Raw genomic sequence first — 16,020 nt, 5'->3', positions numbered from 1 at the left:
GTCCGCCGGTTCGCCCGGATCCCTCACCCGAACCCCGAGGAAGGCACACCATGTCCGCGATCCACTCCGACATCACGAGCACGTTCGGCGGCACGCCGCTCGTGCGGCTCAACCGCGTGACCGAGGGCGTCGGCGCGAACGTCCTCGGCAAGCTCGAGTTCTTCAACCCCGGTTCGAGCGTCAAGGACCGCCTGGGGGTCGCCATCGTCGACGCCGCCGAGGCGTCCGGCGAGCTCCCCGCCGGCGGCACGATCGTCGAGGGCACCTCGGGCAACACGGGTATCGCGCTCGCGCTCGTGGGCGCCGCGCGCGGCTACAAGGTCATCCTCACGATGCCCGCCTCCATGTCGAAGGAGCGCCGCGTGCTGCTGCGCGCCCTCGGCGCCGAGCTCGTGCTCACGGAGCCCGCCAAGGGCATGAACGGGGCCGTCGAGGAGGCCAAGCGCATCGTGGCCGAAACGCCCGGCGCGGTCCTCGCCCGCCAGTTTGAGAACGACGCCAACGTGCAGATCCACCGCACGACGACGGCCGAGGAGATCCTCGCCGACACGGACGGCGCCGTCGACATCTTCGTCGCGGGCGTCGGCACGGGCGGCACGATCACGGGCGTCGGCCAGGTCCTCAAGGAGAAGGTCCCCGGCGTGCAGATCGTCGCCGTCGAGCCGACCGACTCGCCGCTGCTTAGCGAGGGCACGGCCGGCCCCCACAAGATCCAGGGCATCGGGGCGAACTTCGTCCCGGCCATCCTCGACCGCGACGTCATCGACGAGGTCATCCAGGCGCCGCTCGACAAGGCGGTCGAGACCGCCCGCGACCTCGCCTCGAAGGAGGGCATCCTCGGCGGCATCTCGGCGGGCGCCAACGTGTGGGCCGCGCTCGAACTGGCCCGCCGCCCCGAGAACGCGGGCAAGAACATCGTCACCGTGATCTGCGACACGGGCGAGCGCTACATCTCCACGTTCCTCTGGGAGCACCTGCAGGACGACTGACCCCTGACAGGACTCGCACCTCTTCTATGGCACTGCACCTCCGCGAGGACCTCGAAGCCGCGCGCCGCCGGGATCCGGCCGCGCGCGGCTTCGTCGAAGTCGCGCTTCTGTATCCCGGCCTGCACGCCATCTGGGCCCACCGCGTCGCGAGCGCGCTCTGGCGGCGCGGCCTGCGCTTCCCGGCGCGGGCGCTGTCCCAGCTCGTGCGCTGGCTGACGGGCATCGAGATCCACCCGGGCGCCACGATCGGGCGCCGCTTCTTCATCGACCATGGGATGGGCGTCGTCGTCGGCGAGACCGCCGAGGTCGGGGACGACGTCATGCTGTACCACGGCGTCACGCTCGGCGGCCGCTCGCTCGAGAAGGGCAAGCGCCACCCCACGCTCGAGGACGGGGTCGTCGTCGGCGCAGGGGCGAAGGTGCTCGGTCCGGTCGTGATCGGCGCGCGCAGCGCCGTCGGCGCGAACGCCGTCGTCACGCGCGACGCGCCGCCCGACAGCGTCCTGCTGGGCGTGCCGGCGAAGGTCCGCGCCCGCGGGCCCCACGAGCGCACCCGCGACCTCCTCAGCGCCCCCGAGTACCAGATCTAAGTCCACAATTCTCCGACAAGTCCGCCCGGATTCCGGGCGGACTTGTCGGAGAATTGTGGATATGGGAGGGGGCCGCGGGCGTCTTCCAGCTGCCGCGCGAGCTGGAGGATGCGCTTCTCGCTGCCCGGGCGCCCGACGAGCTGCACGCTCCACGGCCGGCCCTCGCCGCCGACCGGCACCGTGATCGCGGGGAGCCCCGCGACGTTCACGAAGCTCGTGTGCGGCGCGTAGCTGCACTGGCGGGCGAAGTTCTCCTCCGGGGTCACGCCCGCGTACCAGCCGACGGGCCGCGGCGGCAGGGCGAGAGCGGGCGTGAGCACCGCGTCGAACCCGGCGAAGTCCGCGATCGTGCGCCGCTCGAACGCCGCCTGGCGCTGCTGCGCCGCGAGGATCTCCGCGGCGCCGAGGGCGCGCCCCTCCCGGACCAGCCACGCCGTGAGGGGCTCCGCGAGCGCGTCGAGGTCGCCATCCGCAATCGGGATCCGCGCCGCCGACGCGCGCCACAGCGTGAGGAACATCTCGGGGTAGCCCTCGGGCCGCCACGCCGCGTCGACGACGTCGTGGCCGGCGCCGCCGAGGATCCGGATCGCCCGGTCGAACGCCCCGCGCGCGGCGGGGTGGAGATCGGTCGAGGTCCAGCCGTCCCACGGCGTCGCGAGCGTGACGCCGATCCGCGAGCGCGGCGGATCCTGGCGCGCCGCGGGCGCGAACGGCCCGTCCCCGGGCGGTCGCGTCGCGAAGTGGTGGGGCCCGGCGGCGACGAGCGCGTCGAGGAGGATCGCCGCGTCCTCGGCGCTCCTCGCGATCGCGCCCGCCGTCGAGAGGCCGCCCGGCGTCTCGAGCCCGTTTGCGAACGGGAGCCGGCCCCGCGAGGGTTTGAGCCCGACGACGCCCACGGTCGCCGCGGGGATGCGGATGGACCCGCCGCCGTCGGAGGCCGGCGCCGCGGGCAGCATGCCGGTCGCGACGGCCACGGCCGCGCCCCCGCTCGACCCGCCGGCGCCCGTCACCGGATCCCACGGGTTCCGCGCGGGCGGCGCGACGGCCGACTCGGTGTATCCCGTCAGCCCGAACTCCGGCGTGTTCGTCTTCCCGATGCTCACGGCGCCCGCCGCGTCGAGGGCCGCCGCGAGCGGATCCGAGACCTCCGGCACGTGACCGGCGAACGCCCGGGAGCCGTACCCCGTTTCCACGCCCGCGCGCGCCGTGAGGTCCTTGTCCGCGAGCGGGACTCCCCAGAGCGGACCGGCCGGCGCGCCGCGCTCGAGCGCCCGCGCGCGCTCGAGCGCGCGGTCGCCCATAACGCGCACGAACGCGCCGAGTGCGGCGCCCTCCTCGGCGCGCGCGAGGGCGGCGCTGACCGCCGAGGTCGGCGTGGCCTCCCCCGCGGCGAGGGCCGCGATCAGCTCGGCGAGGGGGCGTTCCGGAAGCACCATGCCCCCAGTCTGCCGCGCGCCGGGCCGCTCAGGCCTGGTCGCCCACGGCGGCGAGGCGCTCGGCCTCGTCGGCCTCGATGCAGCTCGTGATCACGGCCTCGAGCGCGCCGTCCATGACGGCGTCGAGGTTGTAGGCCTTGAAGCCCGTCCGGTGATCCGCGATCCGGTTCTCGGGGAAGTTATAGGTGCGGATCCGCTCCGAACGGTCCATTCCCCGGATCTGGCTCTTGCGCGCGTCGGCAGCCACCGCCGCGAGCTCCTCCTGCTGCTTGGCCAGGAGGCGCGCCCGGAGCACGCGCATGGCCGCCTCGCGGTTCTGGAGCTGGGACTTCTCGTTCTGCATCGACACGACGATCCCCGAGGGGACGTGCGTGATGCGCACGGCCGAGTCGGTCGTATTGACCGACTGCCCGCCGGGGCCCGACGAGCGATACACGTCGATCTTCAGGTCGTTCTGGTTGATCTCCAGCTCGCCCGGCTCGTCCACCTCGGGGAACACGAGCACGCCCGTCGTCGAGGTGTGGATCCGCCCCTGCGACTCGGTGGCGGGCACGCGCTGGACGCGGTGGACGCCGCCCTCGAACTTGAGGTGCGCCCACACCCCCTGCGCGGGGTCGTTCGAGGACCCCTTGAACGCCACCTGCACGTTCTTGTAGCCGCCGAGGTCCGAGGCGTCCGACTCGATGATCTCGGTCTTCCAGCCGCGCGCGGTCGCGTACTGCGAGTACATGCGAAGCAGATCGGCGGCGAACAGCGCGCTCTCCGCACCGCCCTCGCCCGCCTTGATCTCCATGATCACGTCGCGCGCGTCGTCGGGGTCGCGCGGGACGAGCAGCCGACGCAGGCGCTCCTGCGCCTGGGCGAGCTGCTCCTCGAGCGCCGGGACCTCGTCCTGGAACGCCTCGTCCTCCCGCGCGAGCTCGCGGGCGGCCGCGAGGTCCTCCCCCGCCGACACCCACTGCTCGTGGGCGGCGACGATCTTCGAGAGCTCGGCGTAGCGGCGGTTGACGCGGCGGGCGCGCGCGGCGTCGGCGTGCACCGCCGGGTCGGAGAGTTCCTCCTGGACCCGGCGGTGCTCGTCGATCAGCGACTGAACGGATTCGAACACGTGCGGCCGATCAGCGGATCTCGTTGTCGTGGCCGGAGCCGCGACCCCCGCCCGTCGGCATGCTCTTCTGCATCTGCACGAGGAACTCGACGTTGGAGCCGGTCTCCTTGAGCTTCTCGAGGATCACGCCGAGCGCGTGCTGCTGGTCCATGCCGGCGAGCGCGCGGCGCAGCTTCCACGTGATCTGCACCTCGTCGGAGCTGAGCAGCATCTCCTCGCGGCGCGTCGAGGACGCGTTGACGTCCACGGCCGGGAAGATCCGCTTGTCCGCGAGCTGGCGCGACAGGCGCAGCTCGGAGTTGCCCGTGCCCTTGAACTCCTCGAAGATCACGTCGTCCATCTTCGAGCCGGTCTCGACGAGCGCCGTCGCGAGGATCGTGAGGGATCCGCCGTTCTCGATGTTGCGCGCCGCGCCGAAGAACTTCTTCGGCGGGTACAGGGCCGACGCGTCCACGCCGCCCGAGAGCACGCGGCCCGAGGTGGGCGCGGAGACGTTGTAGGCACGGCCGAGGCGCGTGATCGAGTCGAGCAGCACGACGACGTCGCGGCCCAGCTCGACGAGGCGCTTGGCCCGCTCGATCGCGAGCTCGGCGACCGTCGTGTGGTCCTCGGCGGGACGGTCGAAGGTCGAGGCGATGACCTCGCCCTTCACCGAGCGCTGCATGTCGGTGACCTCTTCGGGGCGCTCGTCCACGAGGACGACCATGAGGTGCGCCTCCGGGTTGTTCTGCGCGATCGCGTTCGCGATCTGCTGCAGGACGATCGTCTTGCCCGCCTTGGGCGGCGCGACGATGAGGCCGCGCTGACCCTTGCCGATCGGCGCGACGAGGTCGATGATCCGCTGCGTAAGCTTCTCCGGCGCGGTCTCGAGGCGGAGGCGCTCCTGCGGGTACAGCGGCGTGAGGCTCGAGAACTCCACGCGGCCCGCGGCGTCGTCGACCGAGAGGCCGTTGACCGAGTCGACCTTGACGAGCGCGTTGTACTTCTGGCGCCCGCCCTGCTCGCCCTCGCGCGGCTGCTTGATCGCGCCGACGACCGCGTCGCCCTTGCGGAGGTTGTACTTCTTCACCTGGCCGAGCGAGACGTACACGTCCTGCTGACCCGGGAGGTAGCCCGTCGTGCGCACGAAGGCGTAGTTGTCGAGCACGTCGAGGATGCCCGCGATCGGGATGAGGACGTCGTCCTCGTGGATCTCCGGCTCGAACTCGTCCTGGCCGCCGCGGCCGCGGCCGCGCTTGCCCCGCCCGCGGGCGTCGGCGTTCTGGTCGGCGTTCTGGCGCGAGCCGTTCTGACCGTTCTGGCGCGAGCCGTTCTGGCCGTTCTGGCCGTTCTGGCGCGAGCCGTTCTGGCGCGACTCCCCCGCGGCGTCCTCGCCGTCGCCGTCCTGGCCCGACTTCTTGCGGCGGTTGCGCGAGCGGCTGCGGCGGCTCCGGCCCGAGCCCTCCTGCTCGTCGTCCGCGCCCTCGGATCCCTCGGCGGGGCCCTCGGCGTCGGCCTTCTCGGTCCCGGCGGGCGCCTCGGCGTCGCCGAGCTCCTGCGCGGGCTTGACGGTCGGGGCCACCTCACCGGCGGACTCCTTCTCCGCGGCCGGCGCGGCCTCGGCGGCCGGCGCCTTCTCGGCGGCGGGGGCCGTGTCCTCGGCCGACGTCTTTTCGGACGTTGCCTCGGCGGCCGGGGTGGCTGCCTCGGCCGTCTCGGCGGCCGCGGGCGCCTTCTTCGCGCGGCTGCGGGAGGGCTTCTTCGCCGCCGGCTTCTCCTCGGCGGCCGGCTCCGCGGGCGCGTCGGTCGCCGCGGCGGCGTCCGCCTGCGGCGCGTCCTCGGCCGGCTCCTCGGCCTTCGCCGGGGCCTTCTTCGCGCGGCTGCGAGCCGGCTTCTTCGCCGCCGGCTTCTCCGCCGCGGGCTCGCCCTCGGCGGCGTCGGCCGCGGGGGCCTCGCCAGCCGCTGCGGCCTCGGCGGCCGCGGCAGCGGCCTTGTCGGCCTCGATCTGCGCCTTGGTGCGGCGCGGCGCGCGCTTGCGCGGGGCGGCGGCGGGCGCCTCCTCCGCGGCGGGCTGCTCCGCGGCGGGCGCGGCGGCGGGCTGGTCGGCGGCAGACTCGGCCGTGCCGGCGTCGGCGGCCGCGGCCTCCTGCGCCGCGGCGGCGGACGCCGTCGTGGCGCGGCGCGGCGCGCGCTTACGCGGCGCGCGCTTCGGCGAGGTCGCCTCCTCGGCGGCCCGGATCGCCTGCGCGATGTCGTCCTGGTGCTGCTGTGCGGCGGCGTCGCCGCCGTTCTCGGTGGTGGATGCCACGAGTGCTCCTTGCGTTAGGGATGTCAGAGCCGATCCGCACAGGGAAACGGATCCGCGCCGAGACACGGCGCGGTGACCACCCGGTTGCTCTTCGCGGGCAGAACGCTCACGAGGGACCGTCGGGGATCCGTGCGGGGCTTCGCAGAGTTGCGACGGAGGTGAAAGAGTGTGTGCGACGAGGCACCCTCCGCTGTGCCCTCACTGTATCACCCGGCCGGTCAGCCGAGCGCGCGGTCGCGAATGAAGGCGGCCAGCACCTCCGCGTCGTCAGGGAGCGTGGTCACGTGCTGCGGGGCGTCGAGCATCTCGCGCACCTCCGGCCCGTACTCCAGCTCGATCCCGAGCGCCTCGCGGATCGTCTCCGCGAACTTCTGCGGCTTGGCCGTCTCGAGCACGAGCATCGGCACGCCGTCCTCGACGTGCTCGCGCGCGACCTTCACGCCGTCGGCCGTGTGGGGGTCGATGATCTCGCCGACCGCGTCGTGCACCTGGCGGATCGTCGCGAGCCGGTCGGCGTGCGTCGAGGTCCCGCTCGCGAAACCGAACTCCCCTGAGAGCCGCGGCAGATCGGATCCGATGTCGAAGGATCCGTCCTCGTCCAGCTGCGCCCAGGCCGCCACGACCCGCTCCGGGTCGCGCCCGAACAGCTCGAAGATGAAGCGCTCGAGGTTCGACGCCTTGGAGATGTCCATCGACGGGCTCGAGGTCGCGAGCGTCTCGGCGGCCGCGCGGGGGCGGTACACGCCCGTCGTGAAGAACTCGTCGAGGACGTTGTTCTCGTTCGTGGCGAGCACGAGCCGCGCGAGCGGAACGCCGAGGCGCGCGGCGTAGAAGCCCGAGAGGATGTTGCCGAAGTTGCCCGACGGCACCGTCACGGACACGGCCCGCGGGCCGGACTCGTCGGTCGCGCGCAGCCACGCCCAGACGTAGTAGACGACCTGCGCCGTGATGCGCGCGAGGTTGATCGAATTCACCGCGCCGAGGTGGTTCTCCTGCTTGAACACGACGTCGCCCGCGAGGCGCTTGACGAGGTTCTGGCAATCGTCGAAGACGCCCTCGACGGCGATGTTGTGGATGTTTTCGTCGTCGAGGGAGAACATCTGCGCGCGCTGGAACGCGCTCATGCGCCCCTTCGGCGACAGCATGAACACCGAGACGCGGTCCTTGCCCCGCAGGGCGTGCTCGGCGGCGGATCCCGTGTCGCCCGATGTCGCGCCCAGGATGTTGAGAACGGATCCGCTCCGCTCCAGCTGGTACTCGAGCACCTGGCCGAGGAACTGCATCGCCATGTCCTTGAACGCGAGGGTGGGTCCCTCGGACAGGCCGACGAGGGTCAGCCCGCCGTCGAGCGGCGTGAGCGGCACGACCTCGTCCGGGAAGCCGGCGTACGCGTCGCGCGTCATGCGCTGAAGGTCGGCGCGCGGGATGTCGGTCGCGAACAGGCCGATGACCTCGGCCGCGAGCTCGGCGTAGGAGAGGGCCCGCCACGACTCGAGCGTCTCGGGCGAGACCTCGGGCATCTCGGCGGGCACGGCGAGGCCGCCGTCGCGCGCGAGACCCTCGATCAGCGCCTCGGAGAACGTCATCGGCTCGCCGCCGCCACGGGTAGAGATGTACTGCATGGGGGTCCTCACGTCACGATCCGTCACCGACAGGCTCCATTCTTGCGTCGATCTGGTCGCGCACGGTGCCGCCGAGGAAGTCGACGGCGAGCATCAGGGCGGTCCAGGATCCGTCTGTCGCCGCGCGCGCGACCTCGGCCGCCTCGAGGCGCCCGCCCGGGCCGTCGGCAAGCACGAGGACGCTGGGGCCCGCGCCCGACACGACGGCGGCGAAGCCGCGCTCGCGCAGCGCGCCCACGAGGGCGAACGTCTCGGGCATCGCGACGGACCGCGACTCCTGGTGCAGCCGGTCCTCGGTCGCCGAGAGCAGCAGGTCGGGGCTCTGCGTGAGCGCCGCGATCAGCAGGGCCGAGCGCGAGACGTTGAACACCGCGTCCTCGCGCGAGACCTCGGGGCCGAGGACGCTGCGGGCCGTGGACGTCGACATCGTGCGGTCGGGGACGAACACGACGGGCGCGACGCCGCGGTGGACGAGGAGCTTCTTGTGCTGCGGGGCGCCGTTCTCGGTCCACGCGATCGTGAGCCCGCCGAACAGCGCGGGGGCGACGTTGTCGGGGTGCCCCTCGAGCTCGGTCGCGAGCCGCAGCAGGTCCGTGTCGTTCAGCTCCGCGCGCCCCGCGAGGAGACCCCGCGCGGCGAGGACGCCCGCGGCGACCGCGGCCCCAGAGGAACCCATCCCCTTGCCGTGCGGAATGCCGTTGCGGGCGAGGATCCGCAGGCCGGGCGCCGGCACGCCGACCGACTCGTAGCAGTAGCGGATGGTCCGAGCGATGAGGTGAGACTCGTCGCGCGGGATCTCCTCGGCACCGGATCCCGACACCTCGATCTCGAGCTGACCCGGGGCGAGCGCCGTCACCTCAAGCTCGTCGTACACGCTGAGCGCGAGCCCCAGGGTGTCGAATCCCGGGCCCAGGTTCGCGCTCGTGGCCGGGACGCGCACGTGCACCGTGCGCGGTGCGGTGGTCATCGTCAGTCGCCCTCGACGCGCAGCACGCTGACGACGCGCTCGACGACGTCGGACGCGTCGAGCCGCGCGACCGCGTCGCTGAGCGCCTGCTCGCGCGCGCGGTGGGTGCCGATGACGAGGCGGGCGCGCGAGGCGCCGTCCGCGTCGTGCGACAGCGTCTGCTCGATCGTCGCGACCGAGACGCCGCCCTCCGCGAGCAGGCCCGCGACGGTCTGGAGCACGCCGTGCTCGTCGGTGACCTCAAGCGTGATCTGGTAGCGGGTCGTGATGCGCCCGATCGGCGCGACCGGCTGGTCGCCGCGCGCCGACTCGCCCACGCCGACGCCGCCCGCGATGTGGCGGCGCGCGGCGGAAACGACATCGCCGAGGATCGCGGACGCCGTCTGGACGCCGCCGGCGCCGGCGCCGTAGAACATCAGCGGCCCGGCGGCCTCCGCCTCGACGTAGACCGCGTTGTTGCCGCCGTGCACGCTCGCGAGCGGGTGCTCGCGGCTGACGAGCGCCGGGTACACGCGGACCGAGATCGCCTCGGGCTCGTCGCCCTCGGCGGGGAGGCGCTCGCAGGTGGCGAGCAGCTTGATGACGAAGCCCGCGCCGCGCGCGTTCTCGATCATGTCGGCGTCGACGCCGGTGATGCCCTCGCAGTGCACGGCCTCGAGCGGCACGTTCGTGTGGAACGCGAGGCTCGCGAGGATCGCGGCCTTCTGCGCGGCGTCGTGCCCCTCGACGTCGGCGGTCGGGTCGGCCTCCGCGTAGCCGAGCCGCTGGGCGTCGGTGAGGACCGCGTCGAAGGCGGCGCCCTCCTTGTCCATGCGGTCCAGGATGTAGTTCGTCGTCCCGTTGACGATCCCGAAGATGCGGTCGACGCGGTCGCCCGCGAGCGAGTCCTTGAGCGGACGGATGATCGGGATCGCCGCGGCGACGGCGGCCTCGTACGAGACGGATGCGCCCACCTGGTCGGCCACGTCGAAGATCTCGGCGCCGTGCGTCGCGAGCAGGGCCTTGTTCCCCGTCACGACGTCCGCCCCCGAGCGCAGCGCGTCGAGGATGAGCGTGCGCGCGGGCTCGATGCCCCCCATGAGCTCGATGACGATGTCGCTGCCCACGATCAGCTCGTGCGCCTCAGTCGTGAACAGCTCCCGCGGGAGGGCGACGTCGCGCGGGGCGTCCACGTCGCGCACGGCGATGCCCGCGAGCTCGAGGCGCGCGCCCGTGCGCTCCTCCAGCTCGTCGGCGCGCTCGATCAACAGGCGCGCGACCTGGGATCCCACGGAACCGGCGCCAAGCAGCGCGACGCGCAGGGTGCGGTGATCGATCATTTCTCTCCCTTGGTCGGGGCGGGGGCGGCCAGGCCCGCGTCGCGGGCGAGCAGATCGTCGATCGTCTCGCCGCGCACGATGACGCGCGCCTCGCCGCCGCGCACCGCCACGACGGGCGGGCGCGGGACGTGGTTGTAGTTGCTGGACATGGCCGCCGAGTAGGCGCCGGTGGCCGGGACCGCCACGAGGTCGCCCGGCGCGACGTCGGACGGCAGGAACTCGTGGTCGACGACGATGTCGCCCGATTCGCAGTGCATCCCGACGACCCGCGCGAGCGCCGGATCGCCGTCGCCGGCGCGCGAGGCGATGCGCGCGGAGTACTGGGCGCCGTAGAGCGCCGTGCGCGGGTTGTCGCTCATGCCGCCGTCCACGGCGACGTACAGGCGGGTGGCCGACGACTCGCCCGCGGCGACCTGGACCGGCTTGGTCGTGCCGACCTCGTACAGGGTCATGCCCGCGGGGCCGACCACCGAGCGCCCCGGCTCGAACGACAGCGTCGGCAGCGCGATGCCGCGCGCCTGGCACTCGGCGGCCACGGCGTCGACGATGCCGTCGGCGAGCTCCTCGATGGGCGCGGGGTCGTCGGCCCGGGTGTACGCGATGCCGAACCCGCCGCCGAGGTTGAGCACGGGCACGGGCCCCGACGCGGCGAGGCGCTCGTGCAGCTCCAGCACGCGCGCGGCGGACTCCCGGAAGCCGTCGACGCCGAAGATCTGCGAGCCGATGTGGCAGTGCAGGCCCGAGAACTCGACGTGCGCCAGCTCTCGGATCCGCGCCACGGCGCCCTCCGCCTCCTCGAGCGAGAAGCCGAACTTCTGGTCCTCGTGCGCGGTGGCGAGGAAGGCGTGGGTGTCGGCGTGGACGCCGCTGCGCACGCGTACGAGCACGCGCTGCGGCCGGCCGAGCCGCTCCGTGATGGCGGCGAGGCGCTCGATCTCCAGCGGGGAGTCGACGATGATCGTGCCGACGCCCACCTCGACCGCGCGCTCGAGCTCGGAGGCACTCTTGTTGTTGCCGTGGAAGCCGATCTCGCCGGCGGGCACGCCCGCGGCGAGCGCGGTCTCGAGCTCGCCGCGCGAGCAGACGTCGACGCCGAGGCCCTCGGCGCGCACCCATCGGGCGATCTCCGCCGACAGGAACGCCTTGCCGGCGTAGTACACGCGGGCCGCGCCGCCGTGACGCGCGGCGGCCGCCTGGAACGCGGCGCGGATCCGCGCGGCCCGGGCGCGCACCTCGTCCTCGTCGATGAGGACGACGGGCGTGCCCCAGCGCGCCGCGAGCGCGGTGACGCGGATCCCGGCGAAGGTCATCTCGCCGTCCGCCTCGCGCCGCGCGCCGGCGGGCCAGACGCCCTCGGCCAGGTCGTTCGCGTCGGTGGGAACGGCGAGCCAGGCGGGCGCGAGCGGGTGGGCGGGAACGGGCGAGGTGACCATCGGGGAGGCGGACCTTTACGGGTTCATGACGTGGAGCCTCGGAGGCGCGAGGGCGCCGCCGATGCCCCGAGTCTAGGGGATCCGCGCGGGCGCTTCGGGTCGCGCGCCCGCCGCGCGAATCACATCCGCTCGGGCGCGGTCACCCCGAGCAGCTCGAGGCCGTTGCGCAGCACCTGGCCGGTCGCGTCGTTCAGCCACAGGCGGGTGCCGTGGACGTCGTCGATCTCCTCGTCGCCCTTCGGCGTGACGCGGCACGTGTCGTACCACCGGTGGTACAGGCCCGCCAGCTCCTCGAGGTAGCGCGCGACGCGGTGCGGCTCGCGCACCTCGGCCGCGAACGCGACGACGCGCGGGAACTCCTGCAGCGCCCCGAGCAGGGCCGCCTCGGTCTCGTCGACGAGCAGCTCGGGCCGGAACACGGCGCGCGTCACCCCCGCGTCCGCCGCGTTGCGGCCGACGTTGACAGTGCGCGCGTGCGCGTACTGCACGTAGAAGACGGGGTTGTCGTTCGTCCGCTTGCGCAGGAGCTCCGGATCCAGCGACAGCGGCGAGTCGGCGGGCGAGCGCTCCAGCGAATAGCGCAGGGCGTCCGTGCCGATCCAGTCGCGCAGGTCGTCCAGCTCGATGATGTTGCCCGCGCGCTTGGACAGCCGGGCGCCGTTGATCGAGATGAGCTGGCCGATCAGGACCTCGATGTCCTTCTCGGGGTCGTCGCCGGCGGCGCCCGCGAGGGCCTTGAGGCGGTGCACGTACCCGTGGTGGTCGGCGCCGAGGAGGTAGATCTTGTGGCGGAAGCCCCGGTCGCCCTTGTTGAGGTAGTACGCGGCGTCCGCGGCGAAGTACGTGTACACGCCGTTGCCGCGCCGGATGACGCGATCCTTGTCGTCGCCGAAGTCGGTCGTCTTGACCCACACCGCGTCGTCCGCGTCGTAGACGTGGCCCTGCTCGCGCAGGCGGTCGACGGCGCGGTCGATGAGGCTCGGCTCGCCGCTGTCCGCGGCGTGCAGGATCCGCTCCGAGAAGAACACGTCGAAGTGCACGTTGAACTTTTCGAGCGACTCCTGGATGTCGGCGAGCTGGAAGCCGTACGCGAGGTCGCGCACGACGGTCTCGCGCTCGGCCGGGTCCAGGTCGAGCACGCCGGGACGCTCCGCGGCGACCCGCTCGCCGAGGTCGGCGATGTACGAGCCCGGGTACCCGCCCTCGGGCGTGGGCTCGCCGAGCATGGCGGCCACGACGCTCGCGCCGAAGCGATCCATCTGCGCGCCGGCGTCGTTGATGTAGTACTCCCGGGCCACGCGCGCGCCGGAGGCCTCGAGCAGGCGCCCGATCGCGTCGCCGAGAGCGGCCCAGCGCGTGTGCCCGATGTGCAGCGGGCCGGTCGGGTTCGCGCTGACGAACTCGAGGTTGATGCTGTTTCCGGCCTGCGAGTCGTTGCGCCCGTAGGCGTCCCCCGCCTCGACGATGGTCTTCGCCAGGGCGCCGGCGGCCGCGGCGTCGAGCCGCACGTTGATGAAACCGGGGCCCGCGACCTCGACCGAGGCGATCCCCGGCGTCGACGCCAGCGCCGCGGCGATGTCCTGCGCGAGCTCGCGCGGCTTCGTGCCGAGCCGGCCCGCGAACTTCATGGCGGCGTTGGTCGCCCAGTCGCCGTGGTCGCGGTTGCGGGGGCGCTCCACCGTGATGTCAGACGCGTCGACGGTGAGAGTCTCGCCGGGGCGCTTCGCCTCGGCGATCGACGCGAGGACTTCGGCGAGAGCGGAGGCGAGGGCATCGGGGTTCATAGGGCCCCCATCCTAGAACGACCTAGGCTTGGAGCATGCCCCGGACCGCCGCACGCCTCGCCGCCCTCGCCGCGACCGTGGCCGCCGTCGCGGCCACCGCCGCGTGCTCCCCCGCCGGGACTGGGGCGACAGCCGCCGCCGACGGGCGTGAGCTGTCGGGGGACGGCTCCCCCGCCCTCCTCGTCTTCGGCGACTCGTGGACGAACGGCATGGCCGCCACGAGCGCCGAGAACCGCTACGCCGCGCTCACCGGGGAGGCGCTCGGCTGGAAGACGACGGTCGACGGCGAGAACGGCAGCGGATACCTCCACGAGGGATCCGCCGGCGGCACCTACGGATCCCGGCTCGCGCGCCTCGCCGCGACCGACGACTTCGACGTCATCGTGATCCAGGGATCCATCAACGATCGCAAGGACGCCCTCGCGGGGCTCGACGGGGCGGCGGAGGCCGTGTGGGACGGGTTCGCGGAGCGCTTCCCGGACGCCGAGATCGTGGTGCTCGGCCCCGCGCCGCACGTGCTCCCCGTCGAGGAGAAGATCGAGCGGATCGACGAGATCCTCGCCCGCGCCGCGGCCGCGGACGGCCTCACCTACGTCTCGCCGCTCGCGGACGAGTGGATCACGCCGGCGAACTACGACACCGTGATCGACACCTCCGAGCAGGGCGCGAACCACCCGGGCGACGCGGGGCACGCGTACCTGGCCGAGGTGCTCGCGGACGACCTCGCGGCGCTCTTTCCCGACCTCGTCGCCGTGCCCGTCGAAGCGGCGCGCTAGGACCGCGGCGACACGAGGAAGAGGCCGTCCAGCGCGCCGGGGTTGTGCGCGTGCACGAGGACGAGGAAGACGACGGCGTCGAACAGCAGGTGCACGGTGACGACGTACGCGAGCGAGCGGGTGCGCAGGAAGATGACGGCCTGCAGCAGTGCGAAGGGGATCGTGAGCGCCGGACCCCAGGCGCGGTACCCGAGCTCCCACAGAAACGACACGAATACGACGGCCTGCAGGGCGTTCGCGGCGAGGTCGGACAGGTGGCGCCGGAACAGGACGAACACTGTGCAGATGAAGAACAGCTCGTCCCATATGCCGACGGCGCCGACCCCGACGAACAGGCGCGCGATGAGCCCGGCGTCGTCCACGACGGGCCAGTTTCGGTAGACGCCGCTCTCGACGAAGTAGAACGGCAGGATCAGCCACCCGAGGGCGATCACGGCCGCGAGCCATCCCCACTGCCAGCGCCGCCAGGATCCGCCGCCGCGCCACGGGAAGCGGATCGCGCGATCGCGAAACACGAACCGCGACACGGCGTACGGCGCCGCGACGGCCGCGCCGAGCGCGACGCCGAATCGCGCGATCGACGCGTCGTCGAGCTGGGCCTCGAGCGGGATCGAGCTCGCGATCACGAGCCCGAGCGCGACGAGCGCGAGGTCCCGCGCGAGGCTCGGCCCCTCCCCGCGCGGCGCGGCCGCGACGAAGCCCGCGCGGCCCAGCACGCCGGCGAGGGCAACGCCCGCGACGAGCAGCGCGTATCCCAGGGGGCGGTTCTCGAACGGCAGGAGCGCGACCGCGGCGGCCGCGACGACCGCGGCCGGCCCGAGGGAGGGCGACAGGTGCGGGCGGCGCGCGACGGAGGGCATGAGCCCACCGTACGGGGCCCGATCAGGCCGCGCGGCGTGCCTGGCGGACGCGGAACCAGAGGCTCAGCTCGCGCACCGCGCGGGCGACAAGCGCCGGATCCTCGAGGTTGTCCAGGTCGTCGAAGGTGTTGCGGAAACCCACCGGCGCCGGCGCGGTCGGCGCCGTGATGGGCTCATACCCCATCGTCCAGTCCGCGAACGTGCGGGCGGGAGCGGTCCCCTCGACGAGCACCCGCACGCGGGTGTGACGCGGATCCCGGCTGATGCGCGCCATGAGGGCGCGCACGCCCGCCTCGTCTCCCTCGATGACCTGCACGAAGCTGCCGGCCCGGAACAGGAGCATGCCCGTGATGCCGGCCCGCGCGTTCGCCTCCCGGCTCTGGGCGAGGAGCGCCGCGAGCGCCAGGTCGTCGAACGGCCGCACCGCCACGCTCGAATAGGCCAGGGAAAACACGGGGCCGGAACTCGTCATGCGTCAGCCGCCTCCGCGGAATCGTGCTGCACGACGGCGTCCATCGCCGCGCGCAGGGTCGAGTAGGAGCCGATCAGTTCGGTCAGCACGTCGCGCGCGGCGAACGTGCCGTCGCTTCCGGCGTCGACGCATCCGAGGAACGCCCCGGGCCTGCTGGCGACGTAGAAGCCGTCATCCACCCTGGCCCACACGACATGCGCCGCGTCGCCCTCTTCCGTCATAACCGCCCCCGTCGTCATTACTCGCCCATACGGATCTCGCCCCGGGTCGCATGCACGACCCGGGGCGAGAAATCCACGTGCCCCCGGAGGGATTCGAACCCCCGACCTTCGGTACCGGAAACCGGCGCTCTATCCCCTGAGCTACGGAGGCGGACG

The 16,020-nt window shown here is 73.1% G+C and carries 14 protein-coding genes and 1 tRNA gene; 3 read left to right on the top strand and 12 right to left on the bottom strand.

Annotated elements, in window-relative coordinates:
* Nucleotides 1-50: 50 nt before the first annotated feature.
* A complete protein-coding gene (gene cysK / locus G8E01_RS04195) occupies nucleotides 51-989 on the top strand; it encodes a cysteine synthase A (RefSeq protein ID WP_166316288.1) in 939 nt (312 codons plus the stop codon).
* A gap of 26 nt (nucleotides 990-1,015) precedes the next feature.
* A complete protein-coding gene (gene epsC, locus G8E01_RS04190; RefSeq protein ID WP_166316285.1) occupies nucleotides 1,016-1,579 on the top strand; it encodes a serine O-acetyltransferase EpsC in 564 nt (187 codons plus the stop codon).
* On the opposite strand, the gene G8E01_RS04185 is transcribed toward epsC, so the two are convergent.
* The 8 genes from G8E01_RS04185 to argS form a co-directional block, all read right to left on the bottom strand.
* Nucleotides 1,576-3,015: an amidase gene (locus tag G8E01_RS04185; RefSeq protein ID WP_166316282.1), complete on the bottom strand. Its 1,440-nt coding sequence runs from the start codon at nucleotides 3,013-3,015 to the stop codon at nucleotides 1,576-1,578. The two genes, epsC and G8E01_RS04185, sit on opposite strands and share 4 nt — an antisense overlap.
* Nucleotides 3,016-3,043: 28 nt before the next feature.
* Nucleotides 3,044-4,123: a peptide chain release factor 1 gene (gene prfA, locus G8E01_RS04180; RefSeq protein WP_166316279.1), complete on the bottom strand. Its 1,080-nt coding sequence runs from the start codon at nucleotides 4,121-4,123 to the stop codon at nucleotides 3,044-3,046.
* A 10-nt stretch (nucleotides 4,124-4,133) separates the two neighbouring features.
* Complete coding sequence (gene rho / locus G8E01_RS04175) at nucleotides 4,134-6,410, bottom strand: transcription termination factor Rho (RefSeq protein ID WP_338100738.1); 2,277 nt, start codon at nucleotides 6,408-6,410, stop codon at nucleotides 4,134-4,136.
* Nucleotides 6,411-6,628: 218 nt separating this feature from the next.
* Nucleotides 6,629-8,032 carry a threonine synthase gene (gene thrC, locus G8E01_RS04170; RefSeq protein WP_166316276.1) on the bottom strand — a complete coding sequence of 468 codons (1,404 nt, stop codon included), beginning with the start codon at nucleotides 8,030-8,032 and terminating at the stop codon, nucleotides 6,629-6,631.
* 13 nt (nucleotides 8,033-8,045) lie between these two features.
* The gene (gene thrB / locus G8E01_RS04165) at nucleotides 8,046-8,999 is read right to left on the bottom strand and encodes a homoserine kinase (protein WP_166316273.1); all 954 of its coding nucleotides are present in this window, start codon (nucleotides 8,997-8,999) and stop codon (nucleotides 8,046-8,048) included.
* 2 nt (nucleotides 9,000-9,001) lie between these two features.
* Nucleotides 9,002-10,318 (bottom strand): homoserine dehydrogenase, encoded by a 1,317-nt coding sequence (locus G8E01_RS04160; protein WP_166316270.1) that lies wholly within the window; start codon nucleotides 10,316-10,318, stop codon nucleotides 9,002-9,004.
* The gene (gene lysA / locus G8E01_RS04155; RefSeq protein ID WP_166316267.1) at nucleotides 10,315-11,751 is read right to left on the bottom strand and encodes a diaminopimelate decarboxylase; all 1,437 of its coding nucleotides are present in this window, start codon (nucleotides 11,749-11,751) and stop codon (nucleotides 10,315-10,317) included. The genes G8E01_RS04160 and lysA overlap by 4 nt, the downstream gene beginning before the upstream one ends.
* A 119-nt stretch (nucleotides 11,752-11,870) precedes the next feature.
* Nucleotides 11,871-13,535, bottom strand: a complete 1,665-nt coding sequence (argS, locus tag G8E01_RS04150) for an arginine--tRNA ligase (protein WP_166316264.1) — start codon at nucleotides 13,533-13,535, stop codon at nucleotides 11,871-11,873.
* Nucleotides 13,536-13,570: 35 nt separating this feature from the next.
* On the opposite strand from argS, the gene G8E01_RS04145 reads away from it, so the two are divergent.
* Nucleotides 13,571-14,311, top strand: coding sequence for an SGNH/GDSL hydrolase family protein (locus G8E01_RS04145; protein WP_166316261.1), 741 nt, complete (start codon nucleotides 13,571-13,573; stop codon nucleotides 14,309-14,311).
* On the opposite strand, the gene G8E01_RS04140 is transcribed toward G8E01_RS04145, so the two are convergent.
* From G8E01_RS04140 to G8E01_RS04125, 4 genes are all read right to left on the bottom strand, one after another.
* Nucleotides 14,308-15,171 (bottom strand): CPBP family intramembrane glutamic endopeptidase, encoded by an 864-nt coding sequence (locus G8E01_RS04140; protein ID WP_205827211.1) that lies wholly within the window; start codon nucleotides 15,169-15,171, stop codon nucleotides 14,308-14,310. The two genes, G8E01_RS04145 and G8E01_RS04140, sit on opposite strands and share 4 nt — an antisense overlap.
* 22 nt (nucleotides 15,172-15,193) lie before the next feature.
* Nucleotides 15,194-15,643 carry a BLUF domain-containing protein gene (locus G8E01_RS04135; protein WP_166316258.1) on the bottom strand — a complete coding sequence of 150 codons (450 nt, stop codon included), beginning with the start codon at nucleotides 15,641-15,643 and terminating at the stop codon, nucleotides 15,194-15,196.
* The gene (locus G8E01_RS04130) at nucleotides 15,640-15,864 is read right to left on the bottom strand and encodes a hypothetical protein (RefSeq protein WP_166316255.1); all 225 of its coding nucleotides are present in this window, start codon (nucleotides 15,862-15,864) and stop codon (nucleotides 15,640-15,642) included. Before G8E01_RS04130 ends, G8E01_RS04135 begins: the two co-directional genes overlap by 4 nt.
* A gap of 78 nt (nucleotides 15,865-15,942) precedes the next feature.
* Nucleotides 15,943-16,015: transfer RNA gene (locus tag G8E01_RS04125), tRNA-Arg, on the bottom strand.
* Nucleotides 16,016-16,020 lie beyond the last annotated feature (5 nt).

The sequence above is a fragment of the Microbacterium excoecariae genome, assembly GCF_011326725.1.
Lineage (GTDB): Bacteria > Actinomycetota > Actinomycetes > Actinomycetales > Microbacteriaceae > Microbacterium > Microbacterium excoecariae.
The sequence above is the reverse complement of the archived record's forward strand: the minus strand, read 5'-3'. Positions and strand labels throughout refer to the sequence as shown.